The organism is Dyella marensis, from assembly GCF_049532885.1.
GTDB lineage: Bacteria > Pseudomonadota > Gammaproteobacteria > Xanthomonadales > Rhodanobacteraceae > Dyella_D > Dyella_D marensis.
This window is the reverse complement of sequence record NZ_CP064029.1, coordinates 2,928,028-2,947,932: the sequence shown is the minus strand read 5'-3', so window position 1 is coordinate 2,947,932 and position 19,905 is coordinate 2,928,028. Positions and strand designations below refer to the sequence as shown.

Annotated in this window: 17 protein-coding genes and 4 tRNA genes; 15 read left to right on the top strand and 6 right to left on the bottom strand. The window is 68.2% G+C overall.

The features are described from left to right. Positions 1–28: 28 nt before the first annotated feature. Genes hflD through ISN75_RS12660 form a run of 3 tightly spaced genes read right to left on the bottom strand, consistent with a single transcriptional unit; the run spans position 29 to position 2,281 of the window. On the bottom strand, positions 29–652 hold the full coding sequence (hflD, locus tag ISN75_RS12670) for a high frequency lysogenization protein HflD (protein WP_167256924.1): 624 nt from the start codon (positions 650–652) through the stop codon (positions 29–31). Between the two features lie 10 nt (positions 653–662). After that, on the bottom strand, positions 663–1,793 hold the full coding sequence (gene mnmA, locus ISN75_RS12665) for a tRNA 2-thiouridine(34) synthase MnmA (RefSeq protein WP_168647253.1): 1,131 nt from the start codon (positions 1,791–1,793) through the stop codon (positions 663–665). After that, on the bottom strand, positions 1,790–2,281 hold the full coding sequence (locus tag ISN75_RS12660; protein WP_167256926.1) for an NUDIX hydrolase: 492 nt from the start codon (positions 2,279–2,281) through the stop codon (positions 1,790–1,792). Before ISN75_RS12660 ends, mnmA begins: the two co-directional genes overlap by 4 nt. A 138-nt stretch (positions 2,282–2,419) precedes the next feature. Between ISN75_RS12660 and clpS the strand changes: the two genes are divergently transcribed. Continuing rightward, a complete protein-coding gene (gene clpS, locus ISN75_RS12655; RefSeq protein ID WP_167256927.1) occupies positions 2,420–2,746 on the top strand; it encodes an ATP-dependent Clp protease adapter ClpS in 327 nt (108 codons plus the stop codon). A 63-nt stretch (positions 2,747–2,809) separates the two neighbouring features. Further along, on the top strand, positions 2,810–5,080 hold the full coding sequence (gene clpA / locus ISN75_RS12650) for an ATP-dependent Clp protease ATP-binding subunit ClpA (RefSeq protein WP_167256928.1): 2,271 nt from the start codon (positions 2,810–2,812) through the stop codon (positions 5,078–5,080). 121 nt (positions 5,081–5,201) lie between these two features. Here clpA and infA read toward each other — a convergent pair whose 3' ends face one another. Then, entirely contained in the window at positions 5,202–5,420 is a 219-nt protein-coding gene (gene infA, locus ISN75_RS12645; RefSeq protein ID WP_026636496.1) for a translation initiation factor IF-1, read from the bottom strand. An 83-nt stretch (positions 5,421–5,503) separates the two neighbouring features. Continuing rightward, positions 5,504–5,779: a polyhydroxyalkanoic acid system family protein gene (locus ISN75_RS12640; RefSeq protein WP_167256929.1), complete on the bottom strand. Its 276-nt coding sequence runs from the start codon at positions 5,777–5,779 to the stop codon at positions 5,504–5,506. Between the two features lie 139 nt (positions 5,780–5,918). Between ISN75_RS12640 and ISN75_RS12635 the strand changes: the two genes are divergently transcribed. The 13 genes from ISN75_RS12635 to ISN75_RS12575 all read left to right on the top strand — a co-directional run bounded on the left by ISN75_RS12635 (position 5,919) and on the right by ISN75_RS12575 (position 16,315). Then, positions 5,919–6,689 carry an FHA domain-containing protein gene (locus tag ISN75_RS12635; RefSeq protein WP_168647254.1) on the top strand — a complete coding sequence of 257 codons (771 nt, stop codon included), beginning with the start codon at positions 5,919–5,921 and terminating at the stop codon, positions 6,687–6,689. 82 nt (positions 6,690–6,771) lie between these two features. Next, entirely contained in the window at positions 6,772–7,857 is a 1,086-nt protein-coding gene (serC, locus tag ISN75_RS12630) for a 3-phosphoserine/phosphohydroxythreonine transaminase (protein ID WP_167256931.1), read from the top strand. A gap of 85 nt (positions 7,858–7,942) precedes the next feature. Next, the gene (pheA, locus tag ISN75_RS12625) at positions 7,943–9,031 is read left to right on the top strand and encodes a prephenate dehydratase (RefSeq protein WP_167256932.1); all 1,089 of its coding nucleotides are present in this window, start codon (positions 7,943–7,945) and stop codon (positions 9,029–9,031) included. Positions 9,032–9,074: 43 nt separating this feature from the next. Beyond that, positions 9,075–10,382 (top strand): 3-phosphoshikimate 1-carboxyvinyltransferase, encoded by a 1,308-nt coding sequence (aroA, locus tag ISN75_RS12620; RefSeq protein ID WP_343819965.1) that lies wholly within the window; start codon positions 9,075–9,077, stop codon positions 10,380–10,382. Between the two features lie 141 nt (positions 10,383–10,523). Continuing rightward, positions 10,524–11,303, top strand: coding sequence for a 3-deoxy-manno-octulosonate cytidylyltransferase (kdsB, locus tag ISN75_RS12615; protein ID WP_167256934.1), 780 nt, complete (start codon positions 10,524–10,526; stop codon positions 11,301–11,303). Further along, entirely contained in the window at positions 11,300–11,767 is a 468-nt protein-coding gene (locus tag ISN75_RS12610) for a low molecular weight protein-tyrosine-phosphatase (protein WP_167256935.1), read from the top strand. Before kdsB ends, ISN75_RS12610 begins: the two co-directional genes overlap by 4 nt. Before the next feature lie 67 nt (positions 11,768–11,834). Next, entirely contained in the window at positions 11,835–13,661 is a 1,827-nt protein-coding gene (gene uvrC, locus ISN75_RS12605) for an excinuclease ABC subunit UvrC (protein WP_343819963.1), read from the top strand. A gap of 63 nt (positions 13,662–13,724) precedes the next feature. Then, a complete protein-coding gene (gene pgsA / locus ISN75_RS12600) occupies positions 13,725–14,342 on the top strand; it encodes a CDP-diacylglycerol--glycerol-3-phosphate 3-phosphatidyltransferase (RefSeq protein ID WP_167256937.1) in 618 nt (205 codons plus the stop codon). 48 nt (positions 14,343–14,390) lie between these two features. Next, a tRNA-Gly gene (locus ISN75_RS12595) sits at positions 14,391–14,466 on the top strand. 157 nt (positions 14,467–14,623) lie between these two features. After that, positions 14,624–14,699: transfer RNA gene (locus ISN75_RS12590), tRNA-Gly, on the top strand. An 82-nt stretch (positions 14,700–14,781) separates the two neighbouring features. Further along, positions 14,782–14,855 (top strand) — tRNA-Cys (locus ISN75_RS12585). A 157-nt stretch (positions 14,856–15,012) separates the two neighbouring features. Then, positions 15,013–15,099: transfer RNA gene (locus ISN75_RS12580), tRNA-Leu, on the top strand. A 559-nt stretch (positions 15,100–15,658) separates the two neighbouring features. Beyond that, entirely contained in the window at positions 15,659–16,315 is a 657-nt protein-coding gene (locus ISN75_RS12575; RefSeq protein ID WP_167256938.1) for a response regulator, read from the top strand. A 92-nt stretch (positions 16,316–16,407) separates the two neighbouring features. Here ISN75_RS12575 and ISN75_RS12570 read toward each other — a convergent pair whose 3' ends face one another. Continuing rightward, a complete protein-coding gene (locus ISN75_RS12570) occupies positions 16,408–19,665 on the bottom strand; it encodes an Rne/Rng family ribonuclease (RefSeq protein ID WP_423385067.1) in 3,258 nt (1,085 codons plus the stop codon). Positions 19,666–19,905: the final 240 nt, after the last annotated feature.

The following is a 19,905-nucleotide window of genomic DNA, read 5'->3' as shown; positions in this document are numbered from 1 at the left end:
GAAGGCGGGCGACGCCGCCTGAGCGGCGTCAGCCGTTGTCCAGCGTCACCCCGGTCAACAAGCCCCGCGCCAGCATGCTGCACTGGCGCCGGTAGAACAGCAGCTGCCACTGGCGCCCGCCGATCTGCCGCCACAGCACCGCCGAACGCACCGCCGCCAGCAGGCTGGCGCGCACCTTCTCCACTACCTTGGGCTGCTGCAGCTGCTGCGGATTGCCGGTGACCATCACGCGCGGCTTCAGCGTGGACAGGGTGGACGCGTACAGCTCGGCCAGGCGCTTGACCACCTGCGGCGAGTCCTGGCCGAAGTGCTCGACCTGGCGCTGCGCGGCGACGATGCCTTTCTGCAGGTCGTCCAGCAGCTGGCGGTTGCGCGACAGGCTGCGCTCCAGCCGCATCACGGTGACCGCCATGCGGGTGACGCCCATGTCGCGGCCGGTGTCGTCCAGCTGGGCGATCAGCTGGCGCAGGCCCAGGCGCACGCCGCCGACATGGCCGTAGACGCCGACCACCGATGGCGCGTCGATGCGGAACACGCTGCCGACGCTGCTCTCGAACGCGCTCTCGTCGCAGCGCCCATCGTTGGCCAGCTGCTGGGTGAGCGCGGCGGCCTGGAACAGGCCGGCCAGCGCGAGCACGCGCTCTTCGGTCATGGCATAGGTTTCAAACACGTTGTGCGGACTCTTCGGGGACAGGGGCGGCGTTCCAGCCGCCGTAGGGAGCGTCGGTGCGGGCGATCACGGCGCCGCCCAGGCAAACCTCGCCATCGTAGAAAACTACGGACTGGCCGGGTGTGACGGCGCGCTGGGCTTCGTCGAAACGCACTTCCACGCCGGCGGCGTCGACGCGCACGGTGCAGGCCTGGTCGTGCTGGCGGTAGCGCGTCTTGGCGGTACAGCGGAATTCGGCGGCGGGCGCCGCGCCGGCCACCCAGGTGGGAGCGTCGGCATGCAGGCGCTGCGAGTGCAGCCAGTGGTTCTCGCCGCCCTGGGCCACGTACAGCACGTTGGCGCGCACGTCCTTGCCCACCACGTACCAGGCGTCGCCGCTGGCGCCCTGGCGGCCGCCGATGCCCAGGCCGTTGCGCTGGCCCAGCGTGTAGTACATGACGCCCTGGTGCTCGCCCACGCGCGCACCGTCTGGCGTGCGCATCTCGCCGGGGCGGGCGGGGATGTACTGGCTCAGGAATTCGCGGAAATCGCGCTCGCCGATAAAGCAGATGCCGGTGGAATCCTTCTTGGCGTGCGTCGGCAGGGCCGCGTCCAGGGCCATGCGGCGCACCGCGGATTTCTCGATCTCGCCGACCGGGAACAGCGTGGCGGCGAGCTGCCGCTGGCCCAGCGCGTGCAGGAAATAGGTCTGGTCCTTGCCGGCATCCACCGCGCGCAGCAGGCGGTGCCGCCCGTCGCGTTCGTCCACGCGGGCGTAGTGGCCAGTGGCGATCTTGTCCGCGCCGAGCGCGCGCGCTTCGTCGAGGAAGGTCTTGAACTTGATCTCGCGGTTGCACAGCACGTCGGGGTTCGGCGTGCGGCCGGCGCGGTATTCGGCGAGGAAATGCTCGAACACGCCGTCCCAGTATTCGGCGGCGAAGTTGCGCGCATGGAAAGGAATGCCCAGGCGGCCGCAGACCGCGACGGCGTCCTTGCGGTCGGCGTCGGCGGTGCAGGGGCCGGCGCGGTCGTCTTCTTCCCAGTTCTGCATGAACAGGCCTTCGACCTCGTGGCCGGCCTGTTGCAGCAGCAGGGCGGCGACCGAGGAGTCCACGCCGCCGGAGATGCCCAGCATCACTTTCACGGATAGCGGTCCTCGGGCAGCAGGCTGCTCAGCGCGGACAGCGGGACGCGCTGGCCGGCCAGCCAGGCGTCGATGCTCCGCAGCACCAGCGGGCTGCGCAGGCGGTCGCCCAGGCCGGCCACTTCGGCGCGGGTCAGCCACAGGGCGCGGCGGATGCCGGTATCCAGCCGGCGGTCCGGGTCGTGCCCGACCGGGCTGGCGGCGAAGCTGAAACGCAGCACGCTGTGGCCGTGCTCGGTGCTGCGCCACTGGTGCACGCCGACCAGCGCGTCGAGCTCGACGGTCCAGCCGGTTTCCTCCAGCGTCTCGCGCACGGCGGCGCTGGCCAGGCTTTCGCCATCGTCCAGATGGCCAGCTGGCTGGTTGTAGACGAGCCGGCCATTGACCTCTTCTTCCACCATCAGGTAGCGGCCGCCGTCGGCCACCACGCAGGCGACGGTGACGCGCGGACACCACACGGCGGCAGGGGCGGGAGCGGAATCGTTCATGGGCAGGGGATATAGCGCTTAAAGCCGGCACTGGAAAAGACGACATTGTGCCATCACCTGAAAGTGCTATCCCGGAACGCGGAAACCATCGCGTGGGCCGGGCGGTATACTGGCCACAAGATCGAGACAGCGGAACTCATGGCGCACGAACCCGAACACGAGCAAGGCACAGGGCATGGCCTGGCGTTGGAAACCGCCCGTCCGGAGGTGGCACGCCCGCCGCTGTTCCAGGTGGTCCTGCTCAACGACGATTTCACCCCCATGGATTTCGTGGTGGAGGTGCTGCGCAGCTTCTTCGGCCTGGACCAGGAGCGCGCGGTGCAGGTGATGCTTCACGTGCACACCCGCGGCAAGGGCGTGTGCGGGGTCTTCACGAGGGAGGTGGCCGAAACCAAGGTGACCCAGGTGAACGAATATTCACGTGCCCATCAGCATCCTTTGCTATGCACTATGGAAAAGCTGTGAGCGCCCCCATTTCGTGGTCATCGCGGCGTTAGCCGCCCTGCCATCCAAGCGGAGAAGGTCCGGATGTTCAGCAAGGATCTCGAAGTCACCATCGGCCAGTGCTACAAGCAGGCCCGCGAGCAGCGCCACGAATTCATGACGGTGGAGCACCTGCTGCTCGCGCTCACCGAAAACCAGTCGGCCCTCGGCGCCCTGCGCGCCTGCGGGGTCGACCTGCCACGGCTCACCCACGAGCTGGAAAAGATCATCGCCGAGACCGTGCCGGTACTGCCGCACGGCGACGAGCGCGACACCCAGCCCACCCTGGGTTTCCAGCGCGTGCTGCAGCGGGCCGTGTACCACGTGCAGTCCTCCGGCCGTAAGGAGGTCACCGGCGCCAACGTGCTGGTGGCGATCTTCGGCGAGAAGGACTCCCACGCGGTGTACTTCCTGCATCAGCAGGAAATCACCCGCCTGGACGTGGTCAATTACATCTCGCACGGCATCGCCAAGATCGGCGACGAGCCGTCCACCGGCATGCCCGGCACCGACCGCGAAGGCGAGGAGGGCGGCGATCCCAAGGGCAATCCCTTGAGCGAGTACGCCGCCAACCTCAACGAGCTGGCGCTGGAAGGCAAGATCGACCCGCTGATCGGCCGCCAGGACGAGATCGAGCGCACCATCCAGGTGCTGTGCCGCCGCCGCAAGAACAACCCGCTCTACGTGGGCGAGGCCGGCGTGGGCAAGACCGCCCTGGCCGAAGGCCTGGCCAAGCGCATCGTCGACGGCGACGTGCCCGAGGTGCTGGAAAACGCCACCATCTGGTCGCTGGACCTGGGCGCCCTGGTAGCCGGCACCAAGTACCGCGGCGACTTCGAGAAGCGCCTGAAAGCGGTGATCACCCAGCTGAAGAAGCAGCCGGGCTCGATCCTCTTCATCGACGAGATCCACACCATCATCGGCGCCGGTTCCGCCTCGGGCGGCACCATGGACGCTTCCAACCTGATCAAGCCGATGCTGGCCTCCGGCGAGCTGCGCTGCATCGGTTCCACCACGTTCCAGGAATTCCGCGGCATCTTCGAGAAGGACCGCGCACTGGCCCGCCGCTTCCAGAAGATCGACGTGGTCGAGCCCACCGTGGCCGACAGCATCGAGATCCTGAAAGGCCTGCGCTCGCGCTTCGAAGAGCATCACAACGTGGTCTATACCAACGAGTCGCTGAAGGCGGCGGTGGACCTGTCGGTGAAGCACATTCCCGACCGCCTGCTGCCGGACAAGGCGATCGACGTGATCGACGAAGCCGGCGCCCGCCAGCGCCTGCTGCCGGTCGACCAGCGCACCGGCAAGATCGACGTGCCGGAAGTGGAATACATCGTGGCCAAGATGGCGCGCATCCCGGCCAAGCAGGTCTCGGCCTCGGACCGCGACGTGCTGCGCAACCTGGAACGCAACCTCAAGATGGTGGTGTTCGGCCAGGATGCGGCGATCGAGGCGCTGGCCTCGTCGATCAAGATGGCGCGTTCCGGCCTGGCCGATCCGTCCAAGCCGATCGGCTCCTTCCTGCTCGCCGGCCCCACCGGCGTGGGCAAGACCGAGGTCACCCGCCAGCTGGCGATGCAGCTGGGCATTGAGATGATCCGCTTCGACATGTCTGAGTACATGGAAGCGCACTCCGTCTCGCGCCTGGTCGGCGCACCTCCGGGCTATGTCGGCTTCGACCAGGGCGGCCTGCTGACCGAGGCGGTGACCAAGCATCCGCACGCGGTGCTGCTGCTGGACGAGATCGAGAAGGCGCATCCGGATGTGTACAACATCCTGCTGCAGGTGATGGACCGCGGCGTGCTGACCGACACCAACGGCCGCGAGGCGAACTTCAAGAACGTGATCCTGGTGATGACCACCAATGCCGGCGCGCAGCAGGCGGCCCGCCGCGGCATCGGCTTCGTCAAGCAGAGCCACACCACCGACTCGATGGAAGTGATCCGCCGCACCTTCACGCCGGAGTTCCGCAACCGCCTGGACGCGGTGATCCAGTTCAACGCGCTGGATTTCGAGCACATCCTGCGCGTGGTGGACAAGTTCCTGATCGAACTGGAGACCCAGCTGGGCGAAAAGCACGTGTCGCTGGACGTGGACGCCGACGCCCGCCGCTGGCTGGCCGAGCACGGCTTCGATCCGCAGATGGGCGCGCGCCCGATGGCCCGCGTGATCCAGGAGAAGGTGAAGCGTCCGCTGGCCGACGAGCTGCTGTTCGGCAAGCTGTCCGAGGGCGGCAAGGTGCGCCTGAGCGTCGCCGACGGCGAGCTGAAGGTGGACACCGAGGAAGCGGAAAAACTGCCGGCGGTGGTTTCCTGAGCCGCCGCGGTTTCGCAGGCAGAAAGAAAAGGCCGCGCTCAGCGCGGCCTTTTCGTTTGCGGAACCCGGCCCGCTGGTGGGGCCGATCCGGATGCCCGCCCGTCCGGGCAGGCGGCCGGCATCACTTCATGCGATAGGTGATACGACCCTTGGTCAGGTCGTACGGAGTCATCTCCACCTTCACCTTGTCGCCGGTGAGGATACGGATGTAGTGCTTGCGCATGCGACCGGAAATGTGGGCGGTGATCACGTGCCCATTCTCCAGCTGCACGCGGAACATGGTGTTCGGCAGGGTCTCCATGACCGTGCCTTCCATTTCGATGACGTCGTCTTTGGCCATGCGTTCCGGTCGGTAAGAGGGCGGCCGTCGCGGCCGCGTAAGCGGGCGATTATGCCATGGAATAGCGGATGGTTAAAGAATCATCAGCCGAAGTGCTCGTCCAGCTTGCGGCGGATCTCCTGTTCCACCATCCCCTTGAGCGGGGCCAGCATCATGCCCAGCTCGGCCCGGACCTGGATGGCGTCGGTTCCCACCTCGATCGAGCCGTTGACCCCCGGCCGCTGGAAGCTGAGCGTGTCGCCCTGCCAGCTGCCCTCCATGCCGAACTTCTCGCGCATGCGCGCCGCCACCTGCTCGACCACGGCGCGGGCCTCGGGCACGGAAAGCTGGTGCGGGCGGCGGATGTCGATCTTGGGCATGGTCGGTTCCTGCGGAGAAACCACGCATATTAGCGGCGATAGCCACGCATGGCAGCGATAGCCACGCATTCAGCGCAGGCCGCATGGAGCGGACGCATGTATCTGCTAGAGTCCCGCCAGTCTCTAGACTGGTTCACAGATGCGCATCGAGTTTCCTCATTCGGCCCGCGAAGATTTTCGTTGGGAGCAGCCGCTGCTGAGGATCGGCAGCGCGCCCGACAACGATCTGGTGCTGGCCGAGCGCCAGGCCGGCAGCCACCACCTGCGCATCCAGCTGGATCGCCGCGGCTGGGTGCTGCAGGTGCTGCCGCAGGGGAACCGCATCTACGTCAATGCCCGGCCCGTACGCGAACGGGCGCTGCTGCGCGCCGGCGACATCCTGAGCGTCGGCGATTGCCGCATGCTGCTGTGCGCCGACGAGCTGCCCGAGGCCCGCGCCCCGCTCGAAAGCGTGTCCGATGCGGCCCGCTGCGCGGTGGCGCTGCGGGCGATGGGCGGCCCGCTGTCGGGCCGGGTGATCCCGGTCGACGGCGCGCTGGAATTCGGCCCGCTCGGCCGCTATCCGCTGGAACTGCCGCAGGGCGAGACGGCCTCGTTCCGCCTGGCCTGGAAGGACGGGCAGGTGTGGCTGGAATCGCTGCAGGGTTCCGAACGCTATCCGCTGCGCGTCAATGGCGCGCCGGTGCAGCGGGTGGCGCTGCATCCGGGCGACCAGATCGGCCTGGCCATGCACCGCTTCGTGGTCGATGCCCCGGGCCTGGAACGCGAGCCGGAACTGCCGCCGCCGCCGCCGGAACCGGAGCACCTGCCCGAGGAAGATGCCGGCCCGCGCGGCGAGGTGTGGTGGCTGATCGTCACCGCCGCCGTGCTGGCGCTGGGCATCGCCCTGATCTTGCTCGTCCGTTTCTAAAGCAACGGTTTTCTACGGTTGACGCTGGGTTGTTGCGGCGCGGCATAATGCGGCGCTTATTCCCTTCATAAAGGCGTCGCTCGTGAGCAGGGTCTGGAATTTCAGCGCGGGGCCGGCCGCGATTCCCACCGCGGTACTGGAACGCGCGCAGCGCGAACTGCTCGACTGGAACGGCAGCGGCGCCTCGGTGATGGAACTGTCCCACCGCGGCAAGCGCTTTATCGGCCTGGCCGAACAGGCCGAAGCGGACCTGCGCGAACTGCTGCGCATCCCGGCCGACTACGCCGTGCTGTTCCTGCAGGGCGGCGCCACCCAGCATTTCGCGCAGATTCCGCTGAACCTGGCGGGCGAGGGCGACAGCGCCGACTACATCGTCAACGGCCACTGGGGCGAGAAGGCGGCCAGCGAAGCGGCGCCGTACGTGCGGGTGAACGTCGCCGCCAGCAGCAAGGACGAGCATTACCTGCGCCTGCCGCCGCGCGGCAGCTGGCAGCTCGATCCGCGCGCGGCGTACGTGCACTACACGCCGAACGAGACCATCCACGGCGTCGAGTACCACGACGTGCCGGACGTGGGCGAGGTCCCGCTGGTCGCCGACATGTCGTCCAACATTTTGTCCGAGCCGCTCGATGTCAGCCGTTTCGGCCTGATCTACGCCGGTGCGCAGAAGAACATCGGCCCCTCCGGCCTGGTGGTGATGATCGTGCGCCGCGACCTGCTGCAGCGCGCCTCGCGGCCGATGGCGAAGATCTTCCGCTACGCCGATCACGCCGCCAACGATTCCATGCTCAACACGCCCAATACCTGGGGCTGGTACCTGGCCGGGCTCACCTTCCAGTGGCTGAAGGAGCAGGGTGGCCTGGATGCGATTGCGCGCCGCAACCACGACAAGGCCGCGCTGCTGTACCAGGCCATCGACGGTTCCGGCGGCTACTACCGCAACCCGGTGGAACCGGCCGCGCGTTCGCGCATGAACGTGCCTTTCACCCTGCACGACAGCGCGCTGGACGCGGATTTCCTCAAGGAATCCGAAGCCGCCGGCCTGCTCGCGCTGAAGGGCCACAAGGCGCTGGGCGGCATGCGCGCCTCGCTGTACAACGCGGTGCCGCTGGAGGCGGTGCAGGTGCTGGTGCAGTTCATGCGCGACTTCGCCGCGCGGCATGGTTGACCGGCGTGCCTGATCGCTTTTACCGCCGCCGATCAGGCACTATGCGTTTCCCCGTTTGGACATCTTTACCCCCGAACCTCAGCTCATGACCGAATCAAAAGTCTCGCTCGAACAGGTGCGCGAACGCATCGACAGCATCGACCGCCAGATCCAGGAGCTCATCGCCGAGCGCGCGACCTGGGCCCAGGAAGTGGCGCGCGTCAAGGGCGAAGGGCTGTCGGCGATCGACTATTATCGCCCCGAGCGCGAGGCCCACGTGCTGCGCATGGTGGTGGACCGCAACCGCGGGCCGCTGTCCGACACGGAAATGGTGCGCCTGTTCCGCGAGATCATGTCCTCCTGCCTGGCGCAGGAAGACCCGCTCAAGGTCGGCTTCCTCGGCCCCGAAGGCACCTTCAGCGAGCAGGCCGTGCGCAAGCACTTCGGCCATGCCGCCTATGGCCTGCCGCTGGGCAGCATCGAGGAAGTATTCCAGGAGGTCGCCGCCGGCCATGCCGATTTCGGCGTGGTGCCGGTGGAGAACTCCGGCCAGGGCATGATCCAGATCACCCTGGACATGTTCCTTACTTCCGCAGCCACCATCTGCGGCGAGATCGAGCTGCGCGTGCACCAGTGCCTGCATTCGCAGAGCGGCAGAATGGAAGACATCAAGCGCGTCTATGCGCACGCGCAGTCGCTGCAGCAGTGCAAGACCTGGCTGCGCATCAACCTGCCGGGCGTGGAATGCATCGCGGTCAGCAGCAATGCCGAAGCCGCGCGCATGGCGCGGCATGCGGACGACGCGGGCGCGATCGCCGGCGAAACGGCCGGCCGCGTGTACGGCCTGAAGACGCTGGCCACCGGCATCGAGGACCGCGCCGACAACACCACGCGCTTCCTGGTCATCGGCCGCTCGCTGTTCCCGCCCTCGGGCAACGACCGCACCTCGCTGCTGATCACCGTGAACGACAAGCCCGGCGCGCTGTACGACGTGCTCAGCCCGTTCGCCAAGCACGACGTCAGCCTCAACCGCATCGAGTCGCGCCCGGCGCACACCGGCAAGTGGCAGTACGCGTTCTTCATCGACGTGTCCGGCCATGTGCAGGACGCGCCGATCCAGGCCGCGATGCAGGAGATGGACGGCGCCGCCGCGCAGGTGCGCGTGCTCGGTTCCTACCCGGTGGCCTTGCCCTGATCCCAGACCGCGGCGGCCGCCGGCCGCCGCCCGGAGAAGCTTCGTGACCCGACTCGACTGGTTGAGCCAGCCCGCCCGCGCGCTGCACGGCAGCGTGCGCGTGCCGGGCGACAAGTCCGTTTCGCATCGTTCGATGATGTTGTCCGCATTGGCCGAAGGCCGCTCGCATATCCGCGGCTTCCTCGAAGGCGAGGACACCCGCGCCACCGCGGCGGTGCTGCAGAAGCTCGGCGTGCGCATCGAAACGCCCAGCGCCGGCGAGCGCGTGGTCGACGGCGTCGGCCTGCACGGCCTGCGCGGCACCGCCGAAGCGCTGGACTGCGGCAACGCCGGCACCGGCATGCGCCTGCTGGCCGGCCTGCTGGCGGGGCAGGCCTTCGACAGCACCTTGATCGGCGACGAGTCGCTGTCCAGGCGCCCGATGCGCCGCGTCACCGAGCCGCTCGCCGCGATGGGCGCACGCATCGATACGCAGGACGGCCTGCCGCCGCTGCGCGTGCACGGCGGCCAGCCGCTCAAGGGCATCCGCTACACGCTGCCGGTGGCGAGCGCGCAGGTGAAGTCCGCGCTGCTGCTGGCCGGCCTGTATGCGCAGGGCGAGACGGAAGTGATCGAGCCGCATCCCACGCGCGACTACACCGAGCGCATGCTCGCCGCCTTCGGCTGGCCGATTGAATTCGAACCCGGCCACGCGCGCCTCAGCGGCGGCCATCGCCTGCGCGCCACCGACGTGGACGTGCCGGCGGATTTCTCCTCCGCCGCGTTCTTCCTGGTCGCCGGCAGCATCGTGCCCGGCGCCGAACTGCGCCTGCCGGCGGTGGGCCTCAACCCGCGCCGCACCGGCCTGCTGCAGGCGCTGCGCCTGATGGGCGCGGACATCACGGTCGAGCACGAACGCGAGAGCGGCGGCGAGCCGGTGGGCGATCTGATCGTGCGCCACGCGCAGTTGCATGGCGTGGAACTGCCGGAGGCGCTGGTGCCGGACATGATCGACGAATTCCCCGCGCTGTTCATTGCCGCGACGGCGGCCAAGGGGCGCACCGTGGTGCGCGGCGCGGCCGAGCTGCGCGTGAAGGAATCGGACCGCATCGCCACCATGGCCGCCGGCATGAAGGCCATCGGCGCGAATATCGAGGAGACGCCGGACGGCGCCATCATCGACGGCGGCGCGCTGCGCGGCGGCGAAGTGGACAGCCACGGCGACCACCGCATCGCGATGAGCTTTGCCGTTGCCGGCCTGGTGGCGCAGGGCCCGATCCGCATCGCGGATTGCGCGAATGTGGCTACGTCGTTCCCGGGCTTCATGGAGCTGGCGAACGGCTGCGGCTTCGAGCTGCGCACCGACGGCTGACGTAGGTTGGGGTGAGCCGAAGGCGAACCCCAACAGCGCGGCAACGTTGGGGTTCGCCTGCGGCTCACCCCAACCTACGCGGGTCAGGCTCGTGTCAACCTTGCCCAGCGGTTAGGCTTGGCGCCTCCACACGAGGTCGCCATGTCCGCACACGTCCCGCCCTTCATCGTCGCCATCCCCGCCCGCTACGGCTCCACCCGCCTGCCGGCCAAGCCGCTGCGCGCCTTGGGCGGCGTGCCGATGGTGGTGCGCGTGGCCCAGCGTGCGCTGCAGGCCGGCGCGGCCCGGGTGGTGGTGGCGGTGGACGACCGGCGCGTCGCCGATGCGCTGGCCGGGCAGCAGGGCATCGATATCTGCATGACCCGCGCCGACCACGCTTCCGGCAGCGATCGCCTGGCCGAATGCGCCGCGCATTACGGCTGGGCGGACGACGCCATCGTGGTGAACCTGCAGGGCGACGAACCGTTCGCTCCCGCAGCCGGCATCCGCGAGGTGGCGCGTGCGTTGGCCGAGGACGATGCGCCGATGGCCACGCTGGCCACGCCCATCCTCGATGCGCACGAACTGTTCGATCCGAACGTGGTGAAGCTGGTGCGCACCGTGTCCGGCCGCGCGCTGTACTTCAGCCGCGCGCCGCTGCCCTGGGCGCGCGATGCCTTCGCCGCCAGCCGCGAGCAGCTGCCGGCGGATACGCCGTTCCTGCGCCATATCGGCATCTACGCGTACCGCGCCGGCTTCCTGCAGCGCTACACCACGCTGCAGCGCACGCCGCTGGAGCAGGCCGAATCGCTGGAGCAGCTGCGCGTGCTGGAACATGGCCACGCCATCGCCGTGCGCCTGACCCCGGAGCCGTTCCCGCCGGGGATCGATACCGAAGCCGACGTGCTGCGCGCCGAGCAATGGCTGGCGGCGCAGGGATGAGCGCGCCGCGCGTGCTGTTCGTGTGCCTGGGCAACATCTGCCGCTCGCCACTGGTGGAAGGCGTGGCGCGCCAGCGCTGCGCCGAGGCGGGGCTTGCCGTGGAGGTGGCCTCCTGCGGCACCGGCCATTGGCATGTGGGCGAGGGCGCCGACCTGCGCATGGTGCATGCGGCCGCGGCGGCGGGTTTCGATCTTTCGCCGCACCGCGCGCGGCAGCTGCGCGCCGCGGACCTGGACGCATACGACCTGGTCTTCGCCATGGACAGCGACAATCTGCGTGGCATCCAGCGCTTCGTCACACCTCGCTCACGCGCCGAAACCGGCCTGTTCCTGCCCTGGACCGGCGCCGCGCCGCCGCAGGATTTCCCCGACCCGTACTACGGCGGCCCCGAAGGCTTCACCGCCTGCGTGGCGCTGGCCGAACGCGGCGTGGCCGGACTGATCGAGCGCCTGCGCCGGCGCTGATCCGCGCCATTGCAATGGCGACGCCGGCCTCCATAAGAGAGGGGCGAATCCCGTTAGAATTCACCCTATGCAGCCCACTCCGCCGCAGGCCTTCGACGGCAAGGCCTTCGTCCGCACCCTGACCACCTCGCCCGGCGTCTATCGTTATTTCGATGCCGAGGGCGAGCTGCTCTACGTCGGCAAGGCGGGCAATCTCAAGAAGCGCGTCGGCAGCTATTTCCTCAAGCCGCGGATGGAGCCGCGCATCGCCTCGATGGTGTCGCAGATCGAGCGCGCCGAGATCACCATCACGCGCACCGAGGGCGAGGCGCTGCTGCTGGAATCGCAGCTGATCAAGTCGCTGAAGCCGCGCTACAACATCCTGCTGCGCGACGACAAAAGCTATCCGTACATTTATCTGTCCAGCAAAGAGGAGTATCCGCGGCTGGCCTTCCACCGCGGCGCCAAGAACCTGCCGGGCCGCTATTTCGGCCCGTATCCGAGCGCATTCGCGGTGCGCGAAAGCCTCAACCTGATGCAGAAGCTGTTCAAGGTGCGCCAGTGCGAGGACAGCTATTTCCGCAACCGCTCGCGGCCCTGCCTGCAGCACCAGATCGGGCGCTGCACGGCGCCGTGCGTGCAGCTGATCACCGTTGACGATTACCGCAGCGACGTGCGCCACGCGGAGATGTTCCTGGAAGGGCGCAGCAGCGCGGTGATCGACGAGCTGGTGGGTTCGATGGAGCAGGCCAGCAAGTCGCTGGAATTCGAGCGCGCCGCCTCGATGCGCGACCAGGTGGCCGCGCTGCGCGGCCTGCAGGCGCAGCATCACGTGCATGGCGCCAGCGCCGACATGGACGTGATCGCCTGCCGCATCGAAGCCGGCATGGCCTGCGTCAGCGTGCTGTTCTTCCGCAACGGCATCAGCCTGGGCACGCGCGATTTCTTCCCGCGCCTGCCGCTGGATGCCGAGCCGGGCGACGTGATGGCCCAGTTCATCGCGCAGTACTACCTGGACCGCCCGGTGCCGCGCGAGCTGATCCTGTGCCAGCCGATTCCGGACCAGGAAATCCTGGCCGAGGTGCTGACCCAGCAATCCGGCCGCACGGTGGAACTGAAAGCCAGCGTGCGCGGCGAACGCGCGCGCTTCCTGCAGATGGCCGAGCGCAATGCGCAGGCCTCGCTCACCGCGCGCCTGGCCAGCCGGCAGACGCTGGGCGCGCGCTTCGACGACCTGCAGCGGCTGCTGGAGCTGGACGCGTCGCCGCGTCGCATCGAATGCTTCGACATCAGCCACACCATGGGCGAGGCGACGGTGGCTTCGTGCGTGGTGTTCGGTCCGGAAGGGCCGGAGAAATCGCACTACCGCCGCTTCAATATCGCCGGCATCACGCCGGGCGACGACTACGCCGCCATGCACCAGGCGCTGACGCGCCGCTTCCGCAAGGTGGCGGAAGGCGAGGGCGCCAGCCCCGACATCCTGCTGATCGACGGCGGCGGCGGGCAGGTGGCGCAGGCGCTGGACGTGCTGAAGGAACTGGGCGTGAGCGGCATCCGCGTGGTCGGCGTGGCGAAAGGGCCGGGCCGCCGCGCGGGCGAGGAGACCTTGATCCTCGCCGACAGCGGCCGCGAGCTGCATCCCGGCCCGGCGTCGCCGGCGCTGCACCTGGTGGCGGCCGTGCGCGACGAGGCGCACCGCTTCGCCATCAGCGGCCATCGCAAGCGGCGCGAGAAGGCGCGCGAGCGCAGTGTGCTGGAAGACGTGCCGGGCATCGGCGCACGCCGCCGCGCCGCGCTGCTCAAGGCCTTCGGCGGACTCGCCGGCGTAGAAGCGGCGGGCGTGGAGGAACTCACACGGATCAAGGGCATCGACCGTGGCCTGGCGGAGCGCATCTATGCGGCCCTGCATGGCTGAACCTTCGTTACTGTGGGCACGACGCGCGCATGCGACACTGCGCGGATGAGAGCTAAGGAACCTATGCGCATCAATCTGCCGACCTGGCTCACCCTGTTCCGCGTGGCGCTGCTGCCGGTGATGGTGCTGGTGTTCTACTGGCAGTTCCCGGGCCACAACATCACCGCCGCGGTGGTGTTCCTGCTCGCGGCGATCACCGACTGGCTGGACGGCTACCTGGCGCGCCGGCTCAATCTGACATCCGCGTTCGGCGCTTTCCTGGATCCGGTGGCCGACAAGCTGATGGTGGCGGTGACGCTGTTCCTGCTGGTGGAATCGCATCGCGGCGGCTGGGCCGGCGTGCTGATGGCGGTGACGGCGGCGATTATCGTCGGGCGCGAGATCAGCGTGTCCGCGCTGCGCGAGTGGATGGCCGAGATCGGCATGCGCGCGGCGGTGAAGGTGGCTTTCGTCGGCAAGCTCAAGACCGTGATGCAGATGATCGCGCTGGTGGTGCTGATCGTGCAGCACGAGAAGAGCGCCGAGGCGCTGCGCCTGTATCACATCGGCGAGGCGCTGCTGGTGATCGCGGGCGTGCTGACCATCTGGTCCGGCCTGTACTACCTGCGCGCCGCATGGCCGATGCTGCGCGGCGAACCGCCGCGCAACGAGCCGGCGAACGAGGAAAACGGCACCGTGTGACAGAGGCTTGACGACCGCGCTTTAGCCATTACAATGCGCGACTCCGATGCGGGAATAGCTCAGTTGGTAGAGCACGACCTTGCCAAGGTCGGGGTCGCGAGTTCGAGTCTCGTTTCCCGCTCCAGTTTCGATGAAAGCCCCGGTAAATCCGGGGCTTTCTCGTTTCCGGGGTCCACGCGCCGGCGGGCTCGGAAGGGGATGAAAGCGGTAAGCGCGGGCAAATTAATCCGTCGCCGCCTCTTCACAAATCCCGATCTTCTGCTATGATTTCTGACTCTGATGCGGGAATAGCTCAGTTGGTAGAGCACGACCTTGCCAAGGTCGGGGTCGCGAGTTCGAGTCTCGTTTCCCGCTCCAGTCTTCAGCAAAACCTCGGACCGCCGGGGTTTTGTTTTTTTAAGGCGCAGCGTGATCTTTCCGGTTACGATGCGCCGGCAATGGCCAGGTGGCAGAGTGGTCATGCAGCGGCCTGCAAAGCCGTGTACGCCGGTTCGATTCCGACCCTGGCCTCCATTGCGAAGATTCAAAAAGCCCGCCATGCGCGGGCTTTTTGTTGCCCGCATGAGCGGGATCCGCGCAGCAGAGGACGCGGCGTGCCGGCCACGCACGCATGCTAGGATGCGCCGCGATATCGCAGGCGGCGGGCACCGCACGTGCATCATGTCGCTCGGCCCGGATGGCGAAACTGGTATACGCAAGGGACTTAAAATCCCTCAGCCGAAAGGCTATGCGGGTTCGACCCCCGCTCCGGGCACCATGTCTTCCTCTTGTTCCCTGGCTGACGCCACGGCGTCCGTTTCGTGCGTGTTCGCTTCGCGTGCGGTGGGTGCTTCCGTTTGCGCGACGGCCGCGCTGAGGGGCGGATGCCTTCGTCCATCCATCTGCGGGTGAGGTTTTCCTGACATCGCACCGACCACTGATGTAGGACGACACCGCAGACACGGCCCAGCGAAAACCGTCAGCCAGGCCGGAATCACTCCTAAAACCATGCGGCCTTCGGGAGCTGCGCTGTCAGCGGGCACCTGCTTGAGGCGCTAGGGATTTCCTGGCGCCAACGCACGTCCGGAGCCTCTGGAAAGCGCGAAAATCATCACGGGGAGATAACACTCGCCAGCTTATGACGACACACCGTAGGTCATGACTGACAGACCCGGTCAGGGCGATCGAAGATACTTGCGCAAGTCCAGGCGGCAACGCTCCGGGAAAGGGAGGCGAGAAAAAGTTTTTATGTTGGTGGACGCCACTTACAGGGGGGTGCTTGCATCGTCTGCGCATGCCGCCTACTTTCAGGAACTTGACCCACGGAGGGCGGGGACGTGATCAATCTGGTTCTTATCGACGATCACGAGCTCGTCCGCACCGGCTTTCGGATGATCCTGCAGCAGCAGCCGGACGTGCATATCTGCGGCGAGGCGGGCACGGCGGAAGAGGGACTGAAGCTGATCCGCGCGCATGAGCCGGAAATCGCGCTGGTCGACGTGCACATGCCCGGCATGAGCGGCATCGAGCTCACCGAGCGCGTCGCCCGCGCCAAGATGCCGACGCAGATCATCATCATCACCGTGGTGGACGACGCGCGCTTTCCCAAGCGCCTGCTCGAAGCCGGCGCCACCGGCTACCTCACCAAGGGCTGCACCGCCGACGAACTGCTGTGCGCGGTGCGCCAGGTCGCCGGCGGCCGCCGCTACCTGGCGCCGGCGGTGGCGCAGCAGCTGGCGCTGGCGACGCTGGACGGCGAGGCCTCGCCGTTCGACGCGCTGTCCAGCCGCGAGCTGGAAGTCGCCATGATGCTGGTGCGCGGCAAGGCGCTCACCACCATCGGCGAGCAGCTCAACCTGAGCCCCAAGACGGTGTCCACCTACAAGCAGCGCCTGATGGAGAAGCTGCAGGTGGATCACATCGTGAGCCTCGCGCACCTGATGACCATCCACGGGCTGCTGGATACGCACAACAACCAGATCGGCGGCGGTTGAGCGCGGCGTAGCGAACCGTGGCTTGCGGTCGATTCGCGGCATAAAAAAAGCCGGGCGATAAGCCCGGCTTTTTCGTTGCGCGATGCGCCGGATCAGCCGTTGGAAGCGTGGCTGTCCTTCTTCTCTTCCGAAGCAGCGTCGTCCTGCGCGGCGGCTTCGTCCGTGCTTGCGTGGGTCGCCGGCGGCGCCACGTGGCCCAGCAGATCGCCCTGTGCGGGCAGCTGCGTGACCGGTGCGGGTACCACGGTGACTTCCGACGGCAGCTCCGCCTGAGCGGGTTCGTCGGCGATCGCTTCGTGCTTCGTCTCGACGGCTTCCGGCGCCTGGACTTCCGGCTCGGTCTTGACCGTCTCGACGACGACAACCGCGGGTTCGATGACCATCGGTTCCACGGCAGCCGGTTCGACCGGCAGCACCGGCTCGACATGGACCACCACCGGCGCGGCTTCAACCGCGGGCGCTTCGGCGACCGGAGCGGCAGCGACGGGTTCGGCTGCCACGGCCTCGGCGGCGGCGAACAGCGGAGCGGACTCCAGCGTCGTCACCGTCGCGGCGGCGCGGCTCTCGCTTTCCGCCACGGTGGCCGGCGGCGCCGATACGTCGGCGGCGACCGGCGCGTCTTCCACCGGCGCGTGCGCCACCACCGGCTCGGCCGGCAGTGCGGCCACGGCTTCCGGCTCGTCCGCCTTCGCGGGCACCGGCGGCAGGGCGGGCAGGTTGAACGAAGCTGGTGCCGGGGCGGGCGTTTCGACCACCGGGACCTCGAGTTCGGCACGAACCGCCGGAGCATGGGCCGACTCGATGCCTTCGACGGCGATCACGGCGGCGGCCGCGGTCGCGGCGACAGCCGCTGCGGCGGGACGCGCTTCGGCCTTGGCCGGCTGCCCGGCGCCATCTTCCTCGCGGTCTTCGTCGTCCAGATCGAACTCGTTGTCCTGCTGCGCGTCGGGCGAGCCGGCCTGGGCGGCGTCTTCGTGACGGCGGCGGCGGCGGCCGCCGCGGCGGCCACGGCGGCGGCGCGGCTGGCCGCCTTCGGCTTCGGCGGCGGCCGGATCCAGCGCGTCGGGTGCGACGGCATCGGTCACCGGCTTGGCGGCGAGCGCGGCGTCCTGCGCGGCTTCATCGGCGGGCGCCGGGGCCGGGCGCTGCGGCTGCGGGGCCGGCTGCTGCGGAGCGATCGGCTGAGCTGCGGCGGCCGGGGCAGCCTGCTGCGGCTGCGCGGCCGGACGCGGCTGGCGCGGTTCCTGCGCCTGCGCGGCCTGCGGCTGGGCGGGCTTGGCCTGTTCCTGGCGCGGCTGCTGCGGGTTCTGCTTGCGCTCGCCGGCTTGGGCCTCGGCGGCCTTCGGCTGCTGCTGGCGCTGCTGCTGTTCCGGCTTGGCCTGGCCCTGCTGCTGGCGCGGCTGCTGCTCGTTGCCGCGCTGGCGATTGCCCTTGCCCTGCTGTTGCTGCTGCTGGGCCTGGCCCTGCTTGGGCTGCTGGTCGCGGCGCTGCTGCGGTTGCTGCTGCTGGCGGTTCTGCGGCTGCTGTCCGCGGCCGCGCTCGTCACGGCGCTGGTTGCGGCCGCCGGTGTTGGACGGGGTGCTTTCGCGCCTGGCTTCCGGCGCGGGCGCCGGGGCCGGAGCGGCACGGAACCAGCCCAGGAAGCGGGAGATCATGCCGCCGCTCGGCGTCGGCGCGGCGGCCGGACGCGGAGCCTGGCGGGCCGGCGGCGCGGCGACCGGAGCCGGCGCGGTTTCCTCGCGCACGGGGGCGGGCGAGGCGGGCACGATGCCGCTGACGGCCGGCTGCTCGCCGCTGCCCAGGGCCTGGCCCATCTTCGGGATCGGCGCGGCTTCCACCACGGTCCGGCGTTCGTAGCTGGGCTTGCTGTGCTCGCCCATCTCCGCTTCGCGGATGCGCTGGATCTGGATGTGCGGGGTCTCGAGCTGGTCGTCGGCCACGATCACCACGTGGACCTTGTTGCGCAGCTCGATCTCGACCACGCCGGCACGCTTCTCGTTGAGCATGAAGTTGGCCACCGCCGGCGGGGCCTGCACCAGCACCTGGCCGGTGTTGTCCTTCATGGCGTGCTCTTCGATCAGGCGCAGGGTCGACAGCGCCAGCGATTCCACGCTGCGGATGTGGCCATGGCCCTCGCAGCGCGGGCACACGATCTGGGTGGCTTCACCCAGGCTCGGGCGCAGGCGCTGGCGCGACATTTCCAGCAGGCCGAAGCGCGAGATGCGGCCGACCTGCACGCGGGCGCGGTCCAGCTTCAGGGCGTCCTTCAGGCGCTCTTCCACTTCGCGCTGGTGCTTGGGGCTGTCCATGTCGATGAAATCGATCACGATCAGGCCGCCGGCATCGCGGATGCGCAACTGGCGGGCGATTTCCACCGCCGCCTCGCAGTTGGTGTTGAACGCGGTTTCCTCGATGTCGCTGCCCTTGGTGGCCTTCGAGGAGTTGATGTCGATGGCCGTCAGCGCTTCGGTCTGGTCGATCACGATCGAGCCGCCGGAGGGCAGGCGGACCTGGCGGTCGAACGCGCTCTCGATCTGGGTCTCGATCTGGTAGCGCGAGAACAGCGGGGTGTCGTCCCGGTACAGCTTGAGCTTGCGCAGGGCATTGGGCATGACCTGCTGCATGAACTCGCGCGCGTCGTTGAACAGCGATTCCTCGTCGATGAGGATCTCGCCGATGTCATTGCGCAGGTAGTCGCGCAGGGCGCGGATGAACAACTTCGATTCCTGGTAGATCAGGAACGGCGCCTTCTGCGCGCTGGCGGCGGCCGAGATGGCCTTCCACAGCTGCAGCAGGTAGTCCAGGTCCCACTGGAGTTCTTCGGCGTCGCGGCCCATGCCGGCGGTGCGCACGATCAGGCCGACGTCGTCCGGCACCGTCAGATGCTCGAGGGCTTCCTTCAGGGCCTGCCGGTCCTCGCCCTCGATCCGGCGCGAGACGCCGCCGGCCTTCGGGTTGTTCGGCATCAGCACCATGTAGCGGCCGGCCAGGCTGATATAGGTGGTGAGGGCGGCACCCTTGTTGCCGCGCTCCTCCTTCTCGACCTGGACGACCACTTCGTGGCCTTCCTTGATCAGGTCGCGAATATTCGCCTTGTTCGGATCCAGGCCGGGGGTGAAATATTCCCGGGCGATTTCTTTCAGCGGCAGAAACCCATGGCGCTCGGCACCGTATTCGACGAAGCAGGCTTCCAGGGAGGGTTCGACGCGAGTGATGCGGCCCTTGTAGATGTTGGCCTTTTTCTGTTCGCGGGAGGGGATTTCGATGTCGAGGTCGTACAGGGTCTGGCCATCGACGATGGCCACGCGCAACTCTTCACGCTGAGTCGCGTTGATCAACATACGTTTCATTGTAGTTTTCCTTGGCTTGCCGCGCGTCGCGTGCCGCGGTGGCGCCTTCTGGGCGGCCTGCCGGGGATCGCGCCGCAGCGGGGAAGCGGCATAAAGACGGCGCCGTTACCGGCTCCGGGGTATTCGTGGCATCACGCCAGCCGCGCCGATTCGTTAAGAAATCTCTCTTAACAATCGGACAAACGGCAACCCGAACCGTTACGATGAAAGGGAGCAGCGACCGGCTGCCGGGTGAGCAGC